Raw genomic sequence first — 21,112 nt, 5'->3', positions numbered from 1 at the left:
TCGTCGGCGCAGTTCCAGGCGGCTCCGTACGTACGAAGGGCGCAGTCAGCGGGTCGGGGTGATCCGTACGGTCTCGGCCCAGTCGGGGGGCTGAGGGGCGTCCTCACCGATCAGGGCGACGATCAGGCGGCAGGAGACAGGTTCCGGGGGCCACGGGGTGTACCCGTCGGTGAGCACGACGACGATGTTCGGCGGTTCGGGTGCGGCGAGCGCATTCCGGATGCCGACGGTCATGTCCGTCCCGCCGCCGCCGGCCAGTTCGACCTGGTCGACGGCGGTCACCCTGGCGACGGCGTGGACGTCGGCGTCGCAGGCGAGGACGGCGACCCGGTTGCCGCCGACGCCCACCTCGCGCAGCACGCCCGACACCTCGGCGAGCGCGGCCGCGAGATCGTCCTCGCCCATCGAGCCGGAGGTGTCGACGACGATCGCCACGCGTGGCAGCGGTCGGCGCAGGCTGGGCAGCACCACCCGGCCGCCGAGGGCCGGGGTGCGGCGCGAGGGGCGCCGGTAGGTGTAGTCGACCGCACCGCCCGCCCACGCGGCGGCCTCGCGGACGGCGCCGGTCAGCGCCTTGCGCCAGTCGACGGTGGGTTCCAGGACCTCCTCCGCCCAGCGCCGCCAGCCCGCCGGCACCGAACCCCGGGAGCGTCGGTGGGCACGGACGGCCTGGGCGGTCTGGCGGCGCAGGGCCTCGGCCTCCACGGGGCCGAGCCCGGCCACGCCTTCGCCGCCCTTCTCCCCCAGGTCCCAGGGCACTGGGACGCCGTGCGCGCCGGACCCGCAGTCCACCGGGTGGAGGGACGTGGCCGGAATGCCGGGCAGGTACTCCTCGAAGAGTCCGCCCTCGGGCAGACCGAACATGCGGGGTTCCATACGCCCTTCGGGCAGTCGCAGCCCGTCGGAGACCAGGTCGTCGTTGATCTCGCAGTCCTGGGCGATGTTGACCCGCAGGCGGTCGCGCTGGTCGGCCGCGGGCAGCCGGTCGGCCCGGCCGTGGTGGTCGCGCAGGAGGTGCGCCGCCTCGTGGATCCACACCCCGGCCAGTTCCTCGACGTCGGTCGTCTCGACGAAGTCGGGTGCGACGTAGCAGCGCCAGTACCGGTCGACGGCCATGGTGCGCACCTGCCGCGAGGCGACGGCTGTCAGGGCGTACAGGGCGGAGGCCAGGTACGGGCGTGCCTCGGCCGCTCTGTAACGCGCGGCCAGCAGCTTGGCGCGGTCCAGCCCGTCGGCCGGGCCCCCGGTGACAGCCATGGGGCCGGTCAGCGCGCGCCCGGCAGGGCGCCGGCGAGCTGGAGCAGTTCCAGGAAGGCGTCGATCCCGGGCGGGATCGGCCAGTCGGGCTCGCGCATCGCGGCGAGGTCGCGGGCGGCTCGCGCGGCCACGTCGGGCACTCCGGCGTCCACGGCCTTGGCGAGGACGTCCCAGCCCGCCTCCCAGCGGGGGCGAGTGGGTTCGCTCTGCACGGCGGCGACCACGGCGATGAGGAACGCCAGCTGGCGGTCGCCGCGTTCGGGGAGCGCGAAGGCCGACGGGTCGGCGAGCACCCGGTCGGGGTCGGGCAGGTCCAGGTTCTCCAGGTACGACAGCAGCTCGATGCCGGCCGCCTCGCCGACGGCGCCCATCACGGCGGCGGCCTGCGCCTCGCGTCCGGCGCCGGACGCGTACCCGGCGGCGAGCAGGCGCAGCGCCATCTCCCAGGTGCGCGGGGAGGGCCAGGCGCGGCCGCGGCCCTCGGCCTCTTTCGGCATGTGGTGGACCAGGCCGGGCCGGGCGGTCAGGAAGCCGCTGATCACGCCTCGGGCGCGGGCGACCGCGCCGGGCACGCGGCCGGGTTCCACCGCGGGGAGGACCGTCTCGGGCCAGGTGCCGGCCATGCCGCGGGCCACGGTGCGCGGGTCGTGCGTCCAGTCGAGGTGGACGAAGCGGTTGGCGAGCGGAGGGCTGAGGTGCCAGCCGTCGGCGGCGCTGGAGGGCGGGTTGGCGGCGGCGACGATCCGCACCGACTCCGGCAGGGTCAGGCTGCCGACCCGGCGTTCGAGGACCACTCGCAGCAGGGCTGCCTGCACGGCCGGCGGCGCCGAGGACAGTTCGTCGAAGAACAGCAGCCCGTGGCCGGTGCGCGCGAGCCGGACGGCCCAGTCCGGCGGGGCCATCGGCACGCCCGAGGCCGCCGGGTCCTCGCCGACGATCGGCAGCCCGGCGAAGTCGGACGGCTCGTGGACGCTGGCGATGACCGTCTCCAGGTGCACGCCGAGGGCGGCAGCGAGCTGTTCCATGCCGGCCGACTTGCCTATGCCGGGCTCGCCCCACAGCAGTACGGGCTGATTCGCCGTCACGGCCAGGGCGAGGGCCTCCAGTTGGGGGTTGCCGGCCGGTTCGGTGCGGGTGACGCGTATGCGGGCGTTGAGGGCGTCGGCCGCCGCGAGGGCGGCGGGAACGGGAAGGGAACCGGTCATGCGTGGATGTCCTCGTTCTGTGCGGCCAGCTCTTCGTCCTCGTCCCAGTCGGGCTCGGAGTCCTGCTCGCTCATGTATTCGTCCCACCACTCGGAGCCGATGCCGGGGTGCTCCTGCAGCACGCGGCGGCGCAGGAACATCAGGTCGGTCCGTTGGTAACGGCGGATCACCTGGGCGAGGGAGAGCTCCATCTCGTCGGTCACGTCGATCCTGGCGCCGGCGTCGAGAAGGTCCCTGACCAGGGCGGCGGACCCGCCGTAGTGGACGGCGCTCTGGAGCGGGGTGCGGTACGTCTTGTCCTGCGCCTCCAGGTCGAGCCCGGCGGCAAGCAGTCGCGGCAGCAGTTCCCGGTGGTCGAGCAGATGGAGGACGTGCAGCAGGCCGCGCCCTCTGCGGTCGCGGACGTGCGGGTCCGTTCCGGCGTCGAGCAGCGCCAGCACGGCGGGGGTGTCCCCGTGCTGGGCATGCTGGAACAGCTCGCGCCGCTGGTCCCGCAGGGCGCGCGGCAGCCGTCCCTCGCCGCTGGTCCAGGCGTGCTGGGTGGCGAAGCAGCCGGACACGGTGCCGCCGAAGGCGCGCAGGGCGAGTTCGCGCTGCCGCTCCTGCTCGGTGTGCGGGATGTCGAGCACGCCGTTCCTGGACACGACCTCGTGCCACACGCCGCCGCAGCGGACGCGGACCGGCGCGGGCGTCGTCGGGCCGGGCGGGCCGGCAGCGGGTCCGGCCTGCGGGAACAGCGCGGCGGCGACCAGCGGGTGCAGGTCCTCGGGCCGGATCCGGCCGGCGCGCAGCAGGCCGATGTCGGGCAGTCGCTGCCAGGCGTACGAGGGCAGGCGGGGGACGTCCTCCTCCTGGCCGCGGTCCCTGCCGACGACCTGGGCCGGGGCCCCGTCGGCGGCCGCGAGGGTGACCCGAAGGCAGCCGCGCCAGTCGACGGGGATGCGGAAACACGTGCCGCGTCCGGCGCGCTCCAGCAGACGGACCTCGGGGGCGATGCGGGTGAGGTCGGGTGCGAAGTACGTGATGAGCTGGGCGACGTCGAGCTGCCGGTAGGAGCGCGGGCCCTGCGGTGGAGGGGTGAGGTCGAGGTCGAGTCCGGCGGCGGCGTACGCCTCGATGTGCGCGCCACGGGCCTGTAGGACGGCGACCCACTCGGCGCGGGCGGCCGGGTCGGCGGGGCCCGGGTCCTCGGCGGGCAGCTCCCCGGCGGCGAGCGGGGTGCCGTCCGGGTGGAGGAACGGCAGACGGCCGGAGTCGGCGGGGCCCGCGCTGTGGCGCAGTTCGCCGGTGCGGCGGACGTCCCAGAAGCGGCGGGCGGCGGTCCAGTCCTCGGTGACGTACGTCAGGCCGTGGAGCCGGTCGCGCGCGGGCGCGATGGCGGGGCCCAAGTGCAGCCGGAGCCGCTGCGGTCCTTCCAGCATCGGGGAGTTCGTCAGCGACAGGACGGGGCCGGAGCCCCCGTATGCGGCGAGGACGACCCGCCGGCCGGGGGTGAGCGTGGTGTGGCCGCTGAGCGTGCGCGGCAGGTGCCAGCGCAGCAGGTCCGGTGCCAGGTGGCGCAGGTCGTCGGTCACCCGGGCTGCCACGTCGGGGCCGTACCGGTCGGCGATCCGCTCCGGGTCGAGGTCGTCCGGGACGTCCACCGCGGCCGCGGCACAGGCGGCCCGCCAGTCACCTGCCAGGCGTGCCTGCGTGGCGCGTTCGATCATCCAGCCGGGGACGGCGTAGCGGCGGATGCGGGCCCAGGCGGAGGCGTCCTCCGGCGAGAGGGCCGCGGGTGGCAGCGGACGCCGGCTCATCGGTACACGCTGCCGATCGCACGCAGGTCGGGGTGGGTCGGCCGGGCGGGGCGCAGCCGCTCGGCGAAGGACCGCTTGACGCGACGGGGCAGGCCGGGGCCGAGGCCCACGTACTCGAGGCGGTGCCGCTCGGGCAGCGCGGCGAGCAGGCTCTTCGCGCCGCGGCCGGTGATGCCGGTGTGGCGCAGTTCGAGGCGGCGCAGCGGGCTGCCGGGCAGGGCGGCGGCCAGGGCCCGGGCGCCGTCGTCGCCGGTGGCGTTGCCGGTGGAGCCGAGGCTGCGTTCGGACATGGCCCGGCCGAGATCGAGGGTTTCGATGCCGTCGAGGGCGTCGGCGAGGGCGCGGGCGCCCGCGGGGCCGATGCCGTTGCCGCCGAGGCCGAGCCGGACGGGCCTTGCGGGGTCGGTCGCAGCGGCCAGGACGGCGGTGCCCTCGTCGCCGAGGTGGTTCGCCGTCAGGTAGAGCTCACGGACGCCGGCGTCACGGACGAGGGCGGCGAGCAGCGGTGCGTCGGCGGCGGTCAGGCCGTTGCCGCCCAGGAAGAGCCGTTCGAGCGGAGCCTCCCGGTCCAGGAGGGCGTCGAGGAGCACCCCTACGCCCGCGGGGCCGATGCCGGAGTTGACGAGATCGAGGGTGCGCAGGGTGGTGTTGCGGCGCAGCAGCCTCGCGAGAGTGCGGGCACCGGTCTCCCGGACGGGATTCCGCTTGAGCCACAGGGCGCGGAGAGTGGTGTCGTCGGCGAGTGCCGCGGCGAGGGCGGTCACGCCGTCCGGGCCGATGCGGTTGCAACCGAGGTAGAGGGTGTGGATCCCGTGGGAGGCGCCGGCGTCCCGCGCGGCGGCCAGGGCGTCGGCGACCGACCGGACTCCGTTGTCGCCGAGGGAGTTGGTGCCGAGGAGCAGATGGGCGGCGTGCGGGGAGGCGGTGGCGACGGGCAGCAGCCGGGCGGCGCCGTCGGCGCCGAGCCCCTGCTTGCACAGGTCCACCCGACCGTCGGCGCGCAGGGTGCCGAGCGGAAAGGCCTCGTCGTCGGCAACGGGCCGCGCGTCGGCGAGGCGGGCCATCAGCGGCCCGAGCTCCTCGGGGTCGGCGAGCGGCAGATCGGGGTGCTCGATCGCGGGGCAGCGCACGGGCGTTGTCGGCTGGGTCATCACCACTCCACCGGTCTTCGCCGGGGCCCGGCGTCCGCGTCGACATCAAGTAGGCGCAAGACCGGTCGGATTCGAACCGACGTCCTCCAGCTCGATGCGTGGGCGCGACGACCTCTGCGCTACGGCCTTGCTGCGCACGATCATAGCCACACTCCGCACCTGATTTCGATCACCAGTGTGATGCGATTGCGCCAGGCGGCGCGGCCGAATATGGGCGTACGGTCGGCGGGGCACGGACGCCCCGACACCAACTCCATGGTGGAAACGCGCACTTCAACACCCAAAACTATGGTGTCCCACCGCACACGAGGAAGTGGCGCACATGGCCTCCGCAGCATCCGCTCCCCCAACGCCCGGCAACCTCAAGCGCATCGTCGCCGCCAGCCTCATCGGCACCACCATCGGGGCATCAGCGGTGACGCCCGCGCTCACCTACTCCCTGTTCTGGCGAGGGTTCACTCGCACCGGCCTGCTCGCCACCCTCTACGGCGGCGCGGCCTGCGCGCTTGTGCTGATGGTCTTCTCCAAGGCCGTTTCGGGCACGCCGTCCGCCGTCTTCCCGGACGCCGACTTCGCCCTGTTCCCCATGCAGTCCACCGGACTGGTCTCCGTCCCGTTCGGCTACCTGGCGGGCTGGCTGGGCAGCCGTCCGGACCACTGGCACCGCGCCGCCGCCAGCCTCGAGAACCGGCGGCTGTACGAGGAGAGCGAGGCACGGCTGCTCGCCGCCGCCCCGGAGGCAGCCCGTCAAGCCAGGTTCGACGGGACGATGCCGTAACGGCGCATCTTGCGGTACATCGTGGCGCGGGAGATACCAAGGTCCTGGGCAGTGCGCTGGACATTGGAGTTGTGGTCCATCAACCCACGCAGGATGGCATCGCGTTCCAGCGCCTCGATGGTGGTCAGGACCTTGTGCGAGGACACCCGGCATTCCGGCGGGAGGTCCTCCGCATGGATCATCGGGCCGGAAGGCCGCCGCGCCAGTCCGCGCATCACCGACTCCAGCTGCCGGACGTTCTCCGGCCAGGGGCATCGCTGCAGCATGGTCAGGGCATCCGGGGAGAACCTGCTCTCACCGTTCGGCCGGTACTTGCGCAGGAAGAACCGCGCCAGGTACTCGATGTCCCCGGGGCGATGGCGCAGGGGCGGCACCTCCACCAAGGCACCGCAGAGCTGGTCGAGCTGGTCATCGGTGCCGACCATCGACGGCTGGCTGGTCAGGACCAGTTGCCCGGTGGCGGTGCCGTCCAGGTGCGTCAGCAGGTTCCTCAGTCGCTGCCGCAGCTGGTCGCCCAACAGGTGAACGTCGCGCAGGACAAGCACGTTGGACGGCACGGCGAGCAGCTCTCCGATGTCATGCAGCCAGCCCTCGGTGGCGGCAGGCGCATCGGACAGCGGCGGCTGCGTCATCTCCAGCCGGCGTCCGCCGCCGTGGGCCCGGTGCAGGGCCTCGACCAGCGCCCTCTTGCCGACGCCGGCTTCGCCCAGGAGATGCAGCGACGTCCCGGCCACGAACGCCGCCTGGCTGTCGGCGACCGCGCGCAGCCAGTGCGGGGACGAGCCCACCAGTCCCAGGTCGGACCGGGCAGGCGCGGCGGAAACCGCGGGTCCCTGCTGCGGGCGTCCGATCAGCCGGACTCGGAAGACGGCGCCCGCGTCGCTGTCCTCGCGCCGACAGCGACTGACCCTGAGTTCGGCGACCCGTCCGGAGGGCAGGGCGATGCTGCGCGTCCCCTCCGTCCGGGGGCTGTCGGCGATCTCGCGGGCGTGGTCGAGCAGCGCGTAGTGATCCGGCCCGGTCACCGCCGTGCTGAGTTGCTCGTTCATCATGACGACATCGCGGTTCAGGGCCAGCACGGGGCCCGGACGTACCGAGGAGCACGCCTCCATGTAGTCATGGAACAGGGCCCGCTCGCGCCGCGAGGTGATCGCCGCGATTTCACCTTCGATCTGGGCTGCGACCGAGCGGGCGAAGGCCATCAGCATGCCGTCGGAGCCCTGACGGATGGTGGTGAGGTTGAAGGCCCCCAGCAGGGTGCGCCGGGTGGGATGCAGGATCGGCACGGCCGCGCAGTGGAAGTCCCGCAAAGCCTCGACGTAGTGCTCCATTCCGGCGATCATGACCGGACGGCCGCTGGCCAGCGCGGTCCCGATGCCGTTGGTGCCCACGTAGCGCTCGGCGAACACATGGCCCGGGGCCAGCTGCACGCGGTTGAGGTTCGTCGTCAGCCCCTCGTGGGACACCTTCCGGGAGAGCACCACGCCGTTCCGGTCCGTGATCATGATGGACACCGGGTCGTCGGCGAGCTGCTCGTGCAGCCTGTCCAGGATCGGCAGCGCCGCCCTGGCGAGGGGGCTGTCGAGGTTGGGGTTGTTCAGGTACGGAGCATCGAGGCTGCCCGACCGCACCTTGTGCTCCATCGAGCGCTGCCACGAGGCCACGACAAGCGGCCGGGCGCTTGGATCGTTGGTGACTTCCAGGTAGAGCTCTCTGGCTGCTCTCAGCGAGCTTCCGGGCTGGTGGCGGGGCATTAACACTCCCGTACTGCGCGCGTCGCATTCCCTCAATGCAGTGATTGGACCAGCTCGGCGGCGTGGCGCCTACGGCGTGTATCACATTGAGACATCCGCGGACGACTTCTGAGACATCGACCTGCGAGCGACGGCCTGTGTAATCGGCGCACCATCCACCCGCCGACCCACAGGGAGCCGCCATGAAGGCCGTGCAGGTCATCGAGTACGACGAGCCGCCCGTGCTCGTGGACGTGCCGGACCCGCAGATCACCGGTCCGCTGGATGTGATCGTGAAGATCGGGGGCGCCGGAGTCTGCCGGACCGATCTGCACATCCTCGAAGGACAGTGGAAGGACAAGAGCGGGGTCACCCTGCCGTACACGATCGGTCACGAGAACGCCGGCTGGGTCGCGGAGGTCGGGCAGTCCGTCACCCACGTCAAGGTCGGTGACCCGGTCATCCTGCACCCGCTGGTGACTTGCGGTCTGTGCCGCGCCTGCCGGGCCGGCGACGACGTGCACTGCATGAACTCGGCCTTCCCCGGCATCGACGCCGACGGGGGCTACGCCGAGTACCTGAAGACCAACGCCCGCTCGGTCGTGCCGCTCGCTCCGTCCCTCGAGCCGGCCTCGGTGGCGGCCCTGGCCGACGCCGGGCTCACGGCGTACCACGCCGTCGCCAAGGCGGCCCGGGTACTGCGGCCCGGTGACAGGGCCGTGGTCATCGGCGCGGGCGGGCTCGGGCACATCGGGATCCAGGTGCTGCGGGCCCTGTCGCCGGTCGAGATGATCGTCATCGACCGCAGTCCGGAGGCCCTGGCGCTGGCCGAGGAACTGGGCGCCGACCACACGCTCGTCGCGGACGGAAGCGAGGCCGACCGTGTGCGGGACCTCACCTCGGGGCACGGGGCGGAGGCCGTCCTGGACTTCGTCGGTGAGGGGGGTGCCGTCGAGACGGGCGTGGCCTGCCTGCGCCGCAACGGCAACTACTACGTCATCGGCTACGGCGGCCACCTCCACGTTCCGACGATCGACGTCATCTCCACGGAGATCAACTTCATCGGGAACCTCGTGGGGTCCTACAACGACCTCTCCGAGCTGATGGTCCTGGCCGCCCGCGGCAAGGTCACCCTGCACACCCAGCGCTACCCCCTCGCCTCCTTCCAGCAGGCCCTCGACGACCTGGACTCCGGGGCCGTGCGCGGCCGAGCGATCTTGATCCCCTGACACCGCAGGAGCAGCCCCATGCGCAGCAGACCGTACCCGGCCCTGGTCGCCGTCGCGGCCGTCGCGGCCCTGACCGCCACCGCGTGCACCGCCCAGAGCCAGGAACAGCAAAAGCCCAAGGAAAAGGCCGCGCTCTTCAAGCCCGGCTCGGAGATCAGCTACCAGAAGTACGGCAAGGACTACCCGGCCACGAAGGTCAAGGACGTCCCCGGACCCTGCAGCTACGAAGCGATCAGCCGCAAGGACTACTCCGGACAGACACTGAAGATCATCAGCCACGCCGTTCCCGTCATCGGTGAGCCGACTCAGCTGCACGCCAAGCAGTTCGAGGACATCACCGGCGGGAAGGTCGAGGTCGTCAACGTCCCCTTCGGTGAGCTGCACCAGAAGATCCTCACGCCCCTTCAGGCGGGCCAGCCGGCGTACGACGTCATGTTCTACCCGTCCCTGTGGATCGGCGACATGGCCCCCTATCTGGCACCGGTACCGAAGAAGTACCTGAACACCCCCGGCATGAAGGACGTCACCAAGGCCTACATGGACGTGGCGACCTGGGACGAGAAGGTCGTGCAGTACCCGGTGGACGGTGACCGGCACTACCTCAAGGTCCGCACCGATGTGCTGAAGGACCCCAAGCGGCAGGCGGAGTACAAGAAGGCCACGGGCAAGGACCTGAAGGTCCCCACGACGTGGGCCGAGTACCAGCAGATAGCCGAGTTCTTCAGCGGCAAGGACTTCGACGGCGACGGCAAGCGCAACTACGGCAGCGCCGAGGTGACCAAGCGCGACGACCTGACGTTCTCCGCGTTCATCAGCCGGGCGGCGCCCTATGTGAAGAACGCGGACGTCGAGGGCGGTGTCTTCTTCGACGTGGAGACCATGCAGCCGCTGATCAACACGCCCGGCTTCGTCCGCGCCCTGGAGGACATGGTGAAAGCCAAGTCCACGTGGGCACCCGGCGGCGCCAACTTCGGCCTGGGAGACGAGATCTTCTCCTTCGGCGGCGGGCAGACGCTGATGTCGTACTCGTGGGACGACGCCTTCATCCAGGCCCAGCAGCCGGACAGCAGGATCCGCAACAAGGTCGAGGCGGCGCCGCTGCCGGGCTCCACGGAGGTCTACAACCGCACCACGAAGTCGTGGGACAAGAATGCCAACCAGGCGCCCTACTTCACCTGGGGATGGACCTCGGCGGTGGCCAAGTCCTCCAGCCACCAGCAGATGGCCTTCGACTACCTGTGCTTCTTCAGCAACGAAGCCAACACCGCCCTCGACCTGACCATCGGCCGGTTCGGTGTCAACCCCTACCGCAACGCCCACTTCGACCCGGCGTTCTGGCAGAAGCAGGGCTGGGACAAGGACGCCGCAGAATCGTACGTCCGAACACTCTCCGGCATGGAGAAGAACCCCAACCGCATGTTCGACCTGCGTGTTCCCGGTGTGAACCAGTACATGTCCGCGCTGGCCAACGGCGTCGCCGCGGCTCTGGCGGGCCAGCAGTCCCCGCAGCGGGCACTGGACGACGTGGCCCAGGAATGGTTCGAGATCACCGACCAGATCGGCAAGGACAAGGTCCAAAGCGCCTATCGCAACGTGGTCGCGCTCGAGGACAACTCCTGATCCGACCGCAGGATGCCCCCGGGTGGCCGGACCGGACCGGCCACCCGGGGGCGCCCGCCCCCCTTCCGCGAGGAGAACCATGGACGGCCTGCGCCGACACAAGAGCATGTTCCTGTTGCCCGGACTGCTCACGCTCTTTCTGATCATCATCTTTCCGCTGCTGTTCACCATCCGCGTCAGCTTCTCCGGCTGGAACGTCAGCAACCCCTACCTGGACTTCATCGGAGGGGCCAACTACACCGCCGTGCTGCACGACAGCCGCTTCTGGGCGTCCATCACCCGGCTGATCCTGCTGGCCGGCGGCACGGTCCTGATCCAGTACGTCATCGGGTTCGGCATGGCCCTGCTGGTCTGGCGCGAGGTACGCGGCCGCAGATTCTGGCGCGTGCTGTTCCTCGTCCCGATGATGACCACGCCCGTGGTGATGGCCGCCATCTGGCAGACGATCTTCCATGAGTCACTGGGGCCGGCGAACGATCTGCTGGACATGCTGGGCCTGAACAGGATTCCCTGGCTCACCGAGTCCGGGCCGGCGCTCGTCGCGCTGATGACGGTCGAGGTCTGGCAGTGGACCCCCTTCATGTTCCTGCTGCTGCTGGCCGGCCTGCTGAGCCTGCCGAAGGAACCGTTCATGGCCGCCGCGATCGACGGCGCCGGCACCTGGCGCACCTTCTGGAAGGTGACCTTCCCGCTGATGGCTCCGGTGTCGGTCGCGGCGGTCGTCATCCGGCTGATCGAGGCGTCCAAGCTCTCCGACAGCGTCTACGTACTGACCTCCGGCGGGCCGGGCTCCTCCACGGAGACTCCGGGTTACTACCTCTACATCCAGGGGCTCAGGGACCAGCAGACCGGGTACAGCGGCGCGATGTCCCTGATCTACCTGGTGCTGATGAGCGTCACGCTCACGGTCGTCGCCGCCCTGCTCACCAGAGCGTTCAAGCTGAAGGGGGACTCATGAGGTCACGCCTTTATCCCACATTCAAATACACCGTGATCGCGCTGTGGGCCTGCTTCGTCGCGGGACCGTTCTTCTGGGCGATGACGACCAGTTTCAAGAATGCCAACGCGGTCCAGGGCGGCCCCACCTACCTTCCCTGGCTGCAGTACAAGCCGACCCTCACCGGCTGGCGCAACATCTTCGGCGGAGCCGGCGGTGTCGATGTGATCCAGCCCTTCGTCAACAGCGCGATCGTCACCATCGCCGCGTCGGCCATCAGCCTGGCCCTGGGGTCCCTGGCCGCCTACGCACTGTCCCGCTACCGGTTCAGGCTGGGCTTCATCAAGAACGGCGACATCGTCTTCTTCTTCGTCTCACAACGAATCATGCCGCCGGTCGTCCTGGTGATCCCCTTCTTCTACCTCCTGCAGTGGGGCGGCCTCCTGGACAGCATCCCCGGCCTGGTCATCGTGACGGTCGCACTGCTGCTGCCCATCGCGGTCTGGGTGATGGTGGACTTCTTCAACGGCATTCCGCGGGAAATCGACGAGATGGCGATGCTGGACGGCTGCGGCCCGTTCCAGACCTTCGTACGGGCGATCCTGCCGAACTCCCTGCCCGGCCTGACCGTGGCGGCGATGTTCTGCGCCGTGTTCGGCTGGAACGACTTCTTCTTCGCCTTCCGGCTGACCTTCACCGAGGTCCAGACCCTGCCCCAGGCGGTCGTCGCCCTCAACTCCTCCATTCCGCCGTGGTGGACGCTGTCCGCCGCCGCGCTCTTCGGCGTGACGCCGCTGATCCTGCTCGCCATCTGGGTGGAGCGCTATCTGTCCAAGGGGAACCTGTCGGGAGCGGTCCGATGAACCTGAACGCCACTGATCTCTGCCTGACCGTCGACGGCGTCGACCACCTCAGGAACGTGACCGCGACCTTCCAGCCGGGACGGCTCCACACCGTCATCGGCCGGACGATGGCCGGAAAGACGACGCTGCTGCGGGTCCTGGCCGGCCTGCAGAAAGTGGATTCCGGCTCCCTGACCCGGGCGGGAGCGGACTTCCTGAAGACGCCGGTGTGGCGGCGCGACACCGCCATGGTCTACCAGCAGTTCATCAACTACCCGCATCTCAATGTGTTCCACAATGTGGCCTTCCCGCTGAAGCGGGCCGGGCTGTCACAGGAGGAGATCCAGCGTCGGGTCCGGCAGAGCCTGACGAGTGTCGGGCTTTCGGATTTCGAGGCACGCAAGCCGTCCCAGCTCTCCGGCGGCCAGCAGCAGCGCGTCGCGATGGCCCGCGCCCTGGCACGCGCCACCGGCATCCTCCTGCTCGACGAGCCGCTGGCGAACCTGGACTACAAGTTGCGCGAACAACTGCGTGACGAATTCAAGACCCTCTTCTCGGACCGGGGGGACACGATCGTCATCTACACGACCACCGAACCCGCCGAGGCGATGATGCTCGGTGATGTGGTGCTGGTCATGCACGAGGGGCGGATCCTCCAGACCGGCACCCCGCAGGAGGTCTTCGAACGCCCGGCGACCACCACGGTGGCGTCCATCATCAACGACCCGCCCATGAACATCTTCGCGGGCCGGATCGAGGGCGGCCAGGTCACGGTGGCCGGCTTCCAGGCCACACATGTCTCCGCGCACCTGTCCGACCTTCCCGACGGCGCCTACCGGTTCGGCCTGCGCGCCACGGACGTCGGCCTGGCCTCCAGCGGGGTCGAGGGCGAGGTCACCTTCGTGGAGATCTCCGGTTCCGAGACCTTCGTCCATGTGGTCGTCGGCGAGAGCCCCTTCGTCGTACAGATCGAGGGCATCCACGACGTCGCCCTCGGCGACCTGGTCAAACTGCGGCTCCGTCCCGACCGGCTGTTCGCCTTCGACGAGCAGGGAACGCTCGTGCGGACACCTTCATACGATCTCGCTTCAGTGGAAGGGCGTTGACATGGCGCAGTTGGACATCGTCGACGTCGGGCACGCCTACGCGCCGGGTGTCGAAGAGGAGCGGTGGGCTCTCAAACCGCTGAACCTGACCTTCGAGTCCGGCACGACGTATGCACTGGTCGGCCCCTCGGGCTGCGGCAAGACGACGCTGCTGAACATCCTGTCCGGCCTGGTCAGACCGTCCCAGGGACGGGTGCTGTTCGACGGCGTCGACGTCACCGCCCTGCCCACGAAGGCCCGCAACATCGCCCAGGTCTTCCAGTTCCCCGTCATCTACAAGTCGATGACGGTCTACGAGAACCTCGCCTTCCCGCTGCAGTGCCGACGTTGGGACAGGGCGAGGATCGACGCCAAGGTCCGGCAGGTCGCCGAGGCCCTGGACCTGCACGGCCGGCTGAGGCAGCCCGCCCGCGGGCTCACCGCCGACGACAAGCAACTGATCTCACTCGGCCGCGGCCTGGTCCGGGACGACGTCGCGGCCGTACTGATGGACGAGCCGCTCACCGTCATCGACCCGCAGCTGAAGCACCTGCTGCGGCGCAAGATCCGTGCGATCACCGAGCAGTTCAGGCCCACCGTGATCTACGTGACGCACGACCAGTACGAGGCGATGAGCTTCGCGCAGGAAGTGCTGGTGATGAAGGACGGCCGTGCCGTGCAGCAGGGCACCCCGGAGCAGCTCTTCGAGGCGCCCTCGTCCACCTACGTCGGCTACTTCATCGGCTCACCGGCGATGAACTTCCTGACCGTGGACCGGGGCAACGGAAGCCTCGCGCTGGGTGGCCGGGCGCTGTCCGCCGCCTGGGACATCCCGCACAGCACGACCGAGGTCCAGGTGGGCGTCCGGCCCGAGTACGTCAAGATCGTCACGGACCCCGGTCCCAACACCTTCCCCGGCACTCTGCGGAGCGTCACGGACCACGGCGCGCAGCGCGTGCTCGAGGTCGAGGTGGCCGGGCAGCTCGTAAGGACCAAGACGCCGCGGGAGGAGGGAGTGCCGGCGGGCGAGGAGGTCCTGGTCCATCTGCCGCGCGCCAAGGTACTTCCGTACGCGGACGGTCAGTTGGTACTCCAGCCGTCATGACCCGCCGGGCACGCCCGCGCCACCCTCCCCTCCCCCGCGCCGCCGCACGCGGCGGAAACGACACCAAGACATCCAAGACATCCAAGACATCCAAGACATCAGCGAAGGAATCCCATGATCTTCATCACCGCCAAGTTCCGGGTCCGTCCCGAGCACGCCGACCGCTGGCCCGAGATCGCTGCTGACTTCACCCGGGCCACGCGCGCCGAGCCCGGTTGCCTGTGGTTCGAGTGGTCGCGCAGTGTGGAGAACCCGACGGAGTACGTTCTGGTGGAGGCTTTCCGCGACGACGAGGCCGGGGTCGCGCATGTGCGGTCCGCGCACTTCAAGGCTGCGCAGCAGACGCTGCCGCCCCATCTGGCCGAGACGCCGCGCATCGTCAACATGAGCGTTCCGCAGCACGACTGGTCGCTGCTCGGGGAGATGGCGGTCCCCGGCCAGGACTAGCGATCCCGCCGCCGGGTGCGGCCGCTGCCGTCCTCGGCGGATCCGGGGTCGCCCGGCGAGGCCCGAGACGGTCAGGTGAACATGCCGGCCAGTGGTTGTTCGGTCCACACGGTCTTGCCCTCGCGGGTGTAGCGGGTGCCCCAGCGTTCGGCCATCTGGGCCACCAGGAACAGTCCGCGCCCGCCCTCGTCGGTGGTACGGGCGCGGCGCAGGTGGGGTGAGGTGTGGCTGGTGTCACTGACCTCGCACACCAGACACCGTTCACGGATCAGCCGCAGGGTCGCGGGGCCACTGGCGTAGCGGTAGACGTTGGTGACCAGTTCACTGGCGATCAACTCGGTCGTGAACGCCAAGTGCCCCAGGCCCCATTCGCTCAGCTTGGCCGAGGTCAATGCCCGGGCCCGGGCGGCGCTGGCAGGCTCCAGCGGCAGACGCCAGGAGGCGACATCGTCCGCCGGCAGCATGCGGGTGCGGGCGATCAGCAACGCGACGTCGTCGCTGGGGCGCGCGGGCACGAGTGAGTCGACCACCGCTTGGCAGGTCCGTTCCAGCGGGTCCGCAGGACGGCTGAGCGCGGCGCACAACTTGGTCAGGCCGACGTCGGCATCGATGTGACGCTCGCCGATGATTCCGTTGGTGTACAGGCACAGCAGGCTTCCCTTGGCCAGTTCGACCTCCCGGGCCTCGAACGGCAGGCCGCCCAGGCCGAGCGGTGGGCCGGCGGGCAGGTCGAGCAGAGCCACCTGTCCGTCCGGAGCGGTCACCACCGGCGGCGGGTGGCCGGCACGGGCCGCGGAGCACCGCCCGGAGACCGGGTCGTACACGGCGTACAGGCAAGTAGCGCCGACGACCTGCTCGCCCACGGGCGGTTCGCCGGCTGCTTCCTGTTCGGCCGCCAGCAGAAGGACCAGATCGTCCAGGCGGGAGAGGACCTCGTCCGGTTCCAGGTCGAGACTGGCGAGCGTGTGTACGGCGGTGCGCAGCCGGCCCATCGTGGCGGCGGCGTGGATGCCGCGTCCCACCACGTCGCCGACGACGAGGGCGACCCTGGCCCCGGACAGGGGAATGACGTCGAACCAGTCGCCGCCCAGGCCCGGGGCCGCGCTGGCCGGCAGGTACCTCAGGGCCACCTCGACGGCCGACTGGTCCGGGACCGTCCGGGGCAGCAGGCTGCTCTGCAGGGCGAACGCGGTCTGCTGCTGCTGAGTGAAGCGCCGGGCGTTGTCGATGGCGACGGCGGCGCGCGAGGCGAGTTCCTGGGCGAGGGTGAGATCGTCCGCCTCGAAGGGATCGGGGCGGCGCGAACGCCACAAGGTCATCACGCCCAGCACCAGGCCCCGCGCGGCCACAGGGACCACGATCAACGAGTGAGCGCCCAGGTCCGGAGCGTGGGCCCCCTGGCGGCCTTCCGCCGAGAACCAGTCGGGCGGGAGAACCGGTTCCAGGACGGGCTGTCCTTCGGCCAGGCATCTGGCCTGGGGTGTGTCAGGCCCGAACTCCACCGGCTCGCCGTGGGGATGGGGCGGGCCGGCTTGCTGGGCGCCGACGCTGTTGGCGCCCACGCGGACCACCGGCCCCGCCAGGCCCCGCGCCAGTTCCTCACCGCGCGTCACGGGTTGAAGCAGGTCCACCGACGCGTGGTCGGCGAGGTGAGGCACCACCACCTCGGCAAGTTCCCGGGCGGTCTCTCCCACATCCAGGGTGGTTCCGATACGGCTGGCGGCCTGGTCCAGGAGCGCGAGCCGACGCTGGGCCCGATGGCGTTCGGTGATGTCCTCGATCATCTCGGCCACGCCCAGGACGCGGCCGGACGCATCCTCCATCGGGAAGGAGGAAACCATCGCGACCTGCTCCCGTGCCGGATCCCACTCCAGGCGAACGAACTGCTCGGAGTAGACCATCGGCCTTCCGGTCTCCATCACCTGGCGCACCCGGTCCACGGCCCTGCGTGCATCGTCGGGGACGAGGAAACAGCCGGTGGGCAGCCCCCGAAACTCCGCTGCCGGGACGCCGCTGAAGCGTTCGATGGCCCGGTTGACCCGCAGAAGCCTCAGGTCGGGACCGTGGACGACCAGGCCGATCGGACACCGGCGGTACAACCCGTCCAGGACCGCCCGGTCCCTTTGCCACTCCAGGACGTCAACCGCGAGTGCCCCCGCAAGAAACCACTCACGGACCCGGCCATCGCGTGACAGCTCATGGGCCCTGAGCCCCATCTCCACGAGCCGCCCGTCGCGGTGCCGCAATGTGAGCACGCCGAACCAGCCGCCGGCTCTCCTGCACCTCGCCGCGGCCTCAGTGACAGCCGGCAGATCAGGAGGATCGACAAGGACCTCGAACGCCGGACGACCGATCACGGCTGTGCCCGGATAGCCGAGCAGTTCCTGAGCCCGCCGGTTCCATCCGACCACGACTCCCCGGTCGTCGAGCACCGCCAAGGCGGCAAGGTGCAGGGCGAACGGATCGTCATGGATCTCGCTGAACTCCGTCATCCGCTTCTCCACCGCTGGACACCACCTTGTACTCCGGGTCGGTGGCCAGGCGTTCCTGAATGCCCCGCTGACCTGCTGTTGCCTGGCAAGCCTAGTGAACCCGGTGCGGCCGCGGCCTCGCCCACGGCGCGGCACGCCGTGGCGGGCACGAGGGATTACGGCAGGCAGTGACCCTCTTGCGCTGGCGGGACTCGCGCAGCAGCCACAGCCTCCGCGGCCGACACTCTGTCCCTTCGCGCCGCGAGCAGCGGAGAAGGCATCGATCAGCCTGGAAGTAGTCTCCTCCGTGGCTCTCAGCGAGTTCCCCCGCCAATGACACGACCAGCGTGCCATCGCACTTGCGGCCCGCTGTCCCGGTCCGATTGGCTTGCCTGAGTGAATGAGCGACTGCGTTCCGCGCTTGTGCAACGCGGCCTGACGGTGGAGGAGTTGACCGAAGCCTGCTCCATGGATCCCAAGACCGCCAGCCGGTGGGTTGGTGGCCGGGTCCCCCACCGCCGGCACCGTTGGACGGTCGCGAACCTGCTGCGCGTAGACGAGACATACCTGTGGCCGGAGAACGGCCAGGGAGCTCAACGGCCCGGTACGGCCCGCTCGGAACTCGTTGACACCTATCCCAACCGGGCGAGCGCCCCCGGCGATGTGTGGCTCTCCCTGCTTCTGGCGCCATGAAGCAGGTGGACGTGCTCGTTTTCTCCAGGACCTTCTTCGCACAGACGAACCCGCACATCGCGAGGATGCTCCAGGAAAGGACGCAGGCAGGAGTTCGCGTGCGGCTGTGCTTCGGCGATCCGGACGGGGAGGCAGTCCGCATCAGAGGCAGGGAGGAGGGCATCGGAGACACGCTCGCGGCCAAGATCAAGGCGTCCCTCACGTACTACCGCGACCTCGTCGGCTACCCGGGCAGTGAGGTGCGCCTTCACGACACGACCCTCTACAACTCGATCTTCCGATACGACGACCACCTCATGGTCAACCCGCACATCTGGGGCCAGCCGGCCAGCGCCAACCCGCTACTCCAGCTCCGCAGCACAGACGGCGGGGAGTGGTTCCAGCGGTACAGCGACAGCTTCGAGGCCGTGTGGGCATCCGCGCGCCCCTGGGCGCCCGACAGGCAGGAGTAGCACCACCGTCGGCAGGACCGAGTACTACTACGACCTCAAGGCTCCCAAGGCCAACACTCTCATCCCCGCCAGCAACCTGCTCGTGGTCAACGACGAAGGCGCCATCCTCCTCCAGCGACACCGCGACACCGGCCAGTGGGCGCTGCCCGGCGGGGCCCAGGTCGTTCGTACAGTGGCGCGCTCCACCTGGACGCCATGAACCACGCCTGCTCCACGGTGTGTGGGTCGACGGCGTACGGGATGCGAGCTGGGGAGAGTGTGGGTAGAGGCAGGGAGCGGGTGCGGCACGAAGCGGCCTAGGAGCGGCGCGTACAAGCGTCGCCGAGCCGGTTGCGGCACCACGGCGCCCGGAGCCAGTCTGTGGGAGCCGGGTCGAGGGAGGCTGGGGGCACGGCGAGGGTTTGCAGGATGTGTCATTCATACTGCTCCTCAAGCGAGCCGGGGATTGCAGTAGGCCCCCGAGATCACAGAAGCGAACACGTGAACGATCAGCCGTCCCGGCTCGAGATGCTGCGCTTCCTCGAACGAGTCCAGCAGCAAGACCTCGAGCGCACCCGACGGTGGATCGCGGCAGCCCAGCAGCGAGAGGCGCAGCGCCAGCGCGCCATCCAAGCCCGTCCCCCGGCGCCGGACCGGCTCATCGAGCAGAGCCTGAGCCGCGACGTGCCAGCCGCCTACGTCCACCGAGGCGACTGCCACATGGCAGGCAAACGTTCCAGAGGCGTCGCCCGCGACCAGGCGCTGCGGGCGCTCACCGACGGCATCGCCCCGTGCCCGCACCGCCTGCCGGACACCGAGCTGGGGATTCTCGACTAGGCGCTGCGAGACTTCCGCGCCCCAACCAGCCTCCGAGCGACACCCGCGCCCCGAAGCAGACATAACACCTCAAACAGGATGAATAGCGGCACATGCCGGGGGCACTCCGACCCTTAACCCCCACAGAACGGAGTCACCCCATGGTCATCCAAAAGATGCATGAAATGGGCATCCGCAGTGAACACGCCTACATGGCCGGCATGGCATCCATCGGCCTCGCCGTCGCCGCCTGGGTCACCAGCCTCAACGCCGAGCCCGGCGCCGGGGTCGCCCGCGCCGACAGGTGGGGAATCTTCGTCGGCGAATGGGCCCCCACCTTCTTCGGCCTCGGCCTCGCCCTGTCCCACTACGAACAGAACGACGGCACCCTCACCGCTAGCGTCCACGAAATTCGGGAGCAGCAGAAGGCCAGCTGACTACACCACACTGCGGCGTCCGCCTCTGGACCAAGGGGCGGGCGTCCATCCACCGCCCAACGTGCAGCACAGGCCCGACACCCACACCCTGGACCCATGGCCACCGCACGCGTCGTCATCTACCCGCCCGACGAGGACGGCGGCCGGCGCGTGCGCATCGACGGGGAGATCCGCGGGCGGGCGTACAGCGTCCGCGACATTGCCGCGCTCATGCAGAACGCCGACCTGCAAGGCTTCCACGAGATGGACGTCGTGCGGGCTACGGGCATCGAATGGCGCGGCGGCGGACCCGACAGCTGGACGCACCGAAGAAGGCCGCGCGTCACGAAAAGGCGACCCCTCCACGAGAAAAGCACAAGTCCTCCACCAAATCGCTACTCTCAGCCCTCCCAGAATCAATCAGGGGGGCGACATGACCAACCCGTACACCACCACGCCGCGGCCAGCGCCGAAGTGGGCGCGGAAGCGCTACGTGCTGCCCGCACTCGGCCTTACCTTCTTCCTCGGCATCGGGGCCGGCGCCAGCGACTCGCAGCCGACGGACGACGCGAAGCCGGCCACGGCCAAGGCACAGCCCACCGCGACCGTCACCGCCACCATGACCGCCGCCGCCAAGCCGAAGCCTGCGCCCACCGTGACGGAAACCGTGGAGGTTGAGGTCACGGAGACTGTCACCGCCGAGTCCGCCTCCGACACCGGCAGCGACAGCGGTGGGGGCAGCGTCTACTACGAGAACTGCGCCGCGGCCCGGGCCGCCGGAGCCGCACCCGTCCACCAGGGCGAGCCCGGCTACGGCAGCCACCTCGACCGCGACGGCGACGGCACGGGCTGCGACTGGGGCTGACACACAGGAGCCCGCTGGGACGGGGGAGCCTGGCGGGCCTGCGGCCTGTGTGGCACGGAGTGGCTGGGAGAGCCGGTCGAAGCTCAGGAACAGCCGGATGAGCTCCGGGAGAAGGGCATACGTGCCCTCCGCGTGCCCGAGGGAACAGCGACGCTCGGGAACAACGGGGAATCTCGGTGAGGACGCCGGAAACTACCAGGTCAGCGGCTTGCTAGGTCAGCACGCATCCACA

General features: G+C 70.1%; 18 protein-coding genes and 2 pseudogenes. 13 read left to right on the top strand and 7 right to left on the bottom strand.

Features of this window, described 5'->3' with window-relative positions:
* Nucleotides 1–45: 45 nt before the first annotated feature.
* The 5 genes and pseudogenes from StrepF001_RS08030 to StrepF001_RS45460 all read right to left on the bottom strand — a co-directional run bounded on the left by StrepF001_RS08030 (nt 46) and on the right by StrepF001_RS45460 (nt 5,541).
* Nucleotides 46–1,257, bottom strand: coding sequence for a VWA-like domain-containing protein (locus tag StrepF001_RS08030; RefSeq protein WP_129797616.1), 1,212 nt, complete (start codon nt 1,255–1,257; stop codon nt 46–48).
* Nucleotides 1,258–1,265: 8 nt separating this feature from the next.
* The gene (locus StrepF001_RS08025) at nt 1,266–2,462 is read right to left on the bottom strand and encodes an AAA family ATPase (protein ID WP_129797615.1); all 1,197 of its coding nucleotides are present in this window, start codon (nt 2,460–2,462) and stop codon (nt 1,266–1,268) included.
* A complete protein-coding gene (locus tag StrepF001_RS08020; protein WP_129797614.1) occupies nt 2,459–4,261 on the bottom strand; it encodes an ankyrin repeat domain-containing protein in 1,803 nt (600 codons plus the stop codon). The genes StrepF001_RS08025 and StrepF001_RS08020 overlap by 4 nt, the downstream gene beginning before the upstream one ends.
* A complete protein-coding gene (locus StrepF001_RS08015) occupies nt 4,258–5,412 on the bottom strand; it encodes a gala protein (RefSeq protein WP_129797613.1) in 1,155 nt (384 codons plus the stop codon). The genes StrepF001_RS08020 and StrepF001_RS08015 overlap by 4 nt, the downstream gene beginning before the upstream one ends.
* 56 nt (nt 5,413–5,468) lie before the next feature.
* Nucleotides 5,469–5,541 (bottom strand): annotated as a pseudogene (locus tag StrepF001_RS45460).
* A gap of 193 nt (nt 5,542–5,734) precedes the next feature.
* Between StrepF001_RS45460 and StrepF001_RS08010 the strand changes: the two are divergent.
* The gene (locus tag StrepF001_RS08010) at nt 5,735–6,190 is read left to right on the top strand and encodes a hypothetical protein (RefSeq protein ID WP_240797329.1); all 456 of its coding nucleotides are present in this window, start codon (nt 5,735–5,737) and stop codon (nt 6,188–6,190) included.
* Here the strand turns inward: StrepF001_RS08010 and StrepF001_RS08005 are convergent.
* Nucleotides 6,160–7,980: a GAF domain-containing protein gene (locus StrepF001_RS08005; RefSeq protein ID WP_240797328.1), complete on the bottom strand. Its 1,821-nt coding sequence runs from the start codon at nt 7,978–7,980 to the stop codon at nt 6,160–6,162. The two genes, StrepF001_RS08010 and StrepF001_RS08005, sit on opposite strands and share 31 nt — an antisense overlap.
* Before the next feature lie 146 nt (nt 7,981–8,126).
* On the opposite strand from StrepF001_RS08005, the gene StrepF001_RS08000 reads away from it, so the two are divergent.
* From StrepF001_RS08000 to StrepF001_RS07970, 7 genes are all read left to right on the top strand, one after another.
* Nucleotides 8,127–9,152, top strand: coding sequence for an NAD(P)-dependent alcohol dehydrogenase (locus tag StrepF001_RS08000; protein ID WP_129797612.1), 1,026 nt, complete (start codon nt 8,127–8,129; stop codon nt 9,150–9,152).
* Nucleotides 9,153–9,170: 18 nt separating this feature from the next.
* A complete protein-coding gene (locus StrepF001_RS07995; RefSeq protein WP_129797611.1) occupies nt 9,171–10,772 on the top strand; it encodes an extracellular solute-binding protein in 1,602 nt (533 codons plus the stop codon).
* Nucleotides 10,773–10,851: 79 nt separating this feature from the next.
* Entirely contained in the window at nt 10,852–11,730 is an 879-nt protein-coding gene (locus StrepF001_RS07990; RefSeq protein ID WP_129797610.1) for a sugar ABC transporter permease, read from the top strand.
* Complete coding sequence (locus tag StrepF001_RS07985) at nt 11,727–12,572, top strand: carbohydrate ABC transporter permease (RefSeq protein WP_129797609.1); 846 nt, start codon at nt 11,727–11,729, stop codon at nt 12,570–12,572. Before StrepF001_RS07990 ends, StrepF001_RS07985 begins: the two co-directional genes overlap by 4 nt.
* Nucleotides 12,569–13,657 (top strand): ABC transporter ATP-binding protein, encoded by a 1,089-nt coding sequence (locus StrepF001_RS07980; protein ID WP_129797608.1) that lies wholly within the window; start codon nt 12,569–12,571, stop codon nt 13,655–13,657. Before StrepF001_RS07985 ends, StrepF001_RS07980 begins: the two co-directional genes overlap by 4 nt.
* 1 nt (nt 13,658) lies before the next feature.
* Complete coding sequence (locus tag StrepF001_RS07975) at nt 13,659–14,741, top strand: ABC transporter ATP-binding protein (RefSeq protein ID WP_129797607.1); 1,083 nt, start codon at nt 13,659–13,661, stop codon at nt 14,739–14,741.
* A gap of 114 nt (nt 14,742–14,855) precedes the next feature.
* On the top strand, nt 14,856–15,188 hold the full coding sequence (locus StrepF001_RS07970) for a putative quinol monooxygenase (RefSeq protein ID WP_129796402.1): 333 nt from the start codon (nt 14,856–14,858) through the stop codon (nt 15,186–15,188).
* 71 nt (nt 15,189–15,259) lie between these two features.
* Here the strand turns inward: StrepF001_RS07970 and StrepF001_RS07965 are convergent, their stop codons facing one another.
* Nucleotides 15,260–17,680: a SpoIIE family protein phosphatase gene (locus tag StrepF001_RS07965; protein WP_206306791.1), complete on the bottom strand. Its 2,421-nt coding sequence runs from the start codon at nt 17,678–17,680 to the stop codon at nt 15,260–15,262.
* Nucleotides 17,681–18,348: 668 nt separating this feature from the next.
* Here StrepF001_RS07965 and StrepF001_RS49995 point away from each other — a divergent pair.
* From StrepF001_RS49995 to StrepF001_RS07935, 5 genes and pseudogenes are all read left to right on the top strand, one after another.
* Nucleotides 18,349–18,804 (top strand): hypothetical protein, encoded by a 456-nt coding sequence (locus StrepF001_RS49995; protein WP_346656910.1) that lies wholly within the window; start codon nt 18,349–18,351, stop codon nt 18,802–18,804.
* Nucleotides 18,805–18,811: 7 nt separating this feature from the next.
* Nucleotides 18,812–18,964: pseudogene (locus StrepF001_RS47335) on the top strand (NUDIX hydrolase); the annotation flags it as partial.
* A gap of 320 nt (nt 18,965–19,284) precedes the next feature.
* The gene (locus StrepF001_RS07950) at nt 19,285–19,620 is read left to right on the top strand and encodes a DUF6233 domain-containing protein (RefSeq protein WP_129797605.1); all 336 of its coding nucleotides are present in this window, start codon (nt 19,285–19,287) and stop codon (nt 19,618–19,620) included.
* A 140-nt stretch (nt 19,621–19,760) separates the two neighbouring features.
* The gene (locus StrepF001_RS07945) at nt 19,761–20,036 is read left to right on the top strand and encodes a hypothetical protein (RefSeq protein WP_129797604.1); all 276 of its coding nucleotides are present in this window, start codon (nt 19,761–19,763) and stop codon (nt 20,034–20,036) included.
* 412 nt (nt 20,037–20,448) lie between these two features.
* A complete protein-coding gene (locus StrepF001_RS07935) occupies nt 20,449–20,880 on the top strand; it encodes an excalibur calcium-binding domain-containing protein (protein ID WP_129797603.1) in 432 nt (143 codons plus the stop codon).
* The last annotated feature ends 232 nt before the right edge of the window (nt 20,881–21,112 follow it).

It is taken from the genome of Streptomyces sp. F001 (assembly GCF_004187715.1).
GTDB lineage: Bacteria > Actinomycetota > Actinomycetes > Streptomycetales > Streptomycetaceae > Streptomyces > Streptomyces flavusporus.
Note: the sequence above shows the minus strand (reverse complement) of the source record. Positions and strands in the feature narration are given on the sequence as shown.

Coding starts and splice junctions, on each gene's coding strand:
- StrepF001_RS07935 (WP_129797603.1), top strand. CDS start 20,449: ATGACCAACCCGTACACCACCACGCCGCGGCCAGCGCCGAAGTGGGCG.
- StrepF001_RS07980 (WP_129797608.1), top strand. CDS start 12,569: ATGAACCTGAACGCCACTGATCTCTGCCTGACCGTCGACGGCGTCGAC.
- StrepF001_RS07995 (WP_129797611.1), top strand. CDS start 9,171: ATGCGCAGCAGACCGTACCCGGCCCTGGTCGCCGTCGCGGCCGTCGCG.
- StrepF001_RS08020 (WP_129797614.1), bottom strand. CDS start 4,261: ATGAGCCGGCGTCCGCTGCCACCCGCGGCCCTCTCGCCGGAGGACGCC.
- StrepF001_RS08030 (WP_129797616.1), bottom strand. CDS start 1,257: ATGGCTGTCACCGGGGGCCCGGCCGACGGGCTGGACCGCGCCAAGCTG.
- StrepF001_RS08000 (WP_129797612.1), top strand. CDS start 8,127: ATGAAGGCCGTGCAGGTCATCGAGTACGACGAGCCGCCCGTGCTCGTG.
- StrepF001_RS07990 (WP_129797610.1), top strand. CDS start 10,852: ATGGACGGCCTGCGCCGACACAAGAGCATGTTCCTGTTGCCCGGACTG.
- StrepF001_RS08025 (WP_129797615.1), bottom strand. CDS start 2,462: ATGACCGGTTCCCTTCCCGTTCCCGCCGCCCTCGCGGCGGCCGACGCC.
- StrepF001_RS07975 (WP_129797607.1), top strand. CDS start 13,659: ATGGCGCAGTTGGACATCGTCGACGTCGGGCACGCCTACGCGCCGGGT.
- StrepF001_RS07945 (WP_129797604.1), top strand. CDS start 19,761: ATGGTCATCCAAAAGATGCATGAAATGGGCATCCGCAGTGAACACGCC.
- StrepF001_RS08010 (WP_240797329.1), top strand. CDS start 5,735: ATGGCCTCCGCAGCATCCGCTCCCCCAACGCCCGGCAACCTCAAGCGC.
- StrepF001_RS07970 (WP_129796402.1), top strand. CDS start 14,856: ATGATCTTCATCACCGCCAAGTTCCGGGTCCGTCCCGAGCACGCCGAC.
- StrepF001_RS07985 (WP_129797609.1), top strand. CDS start 11,727: ATGAGGTCACGCCTTTATCCCACATTCAAATACACCGTGATCGCGCTG.
- StrepF001_RS49995 (WP_346656910.1), top strand. CDS start 18,349: ATGAAGCAGGTGGACGTGCTCGTTTTCTCCAGGACCTTCTTCGCACAG.
- StrepF001_RS08015 (WP_129797613.1), bottom strand. CDS start 5,412: ATGACCCAGCCGACAACGCCCGTGCGCTGCCCCGCGATCGAGCACCCC.
- StrepF001_RS07965 (WP_206306791.1), bottom strand. CDS start 17,680: ATGACGGAGTTCAGCGAGATCCATGACGATCCGTTCGCCCTGCACCTT.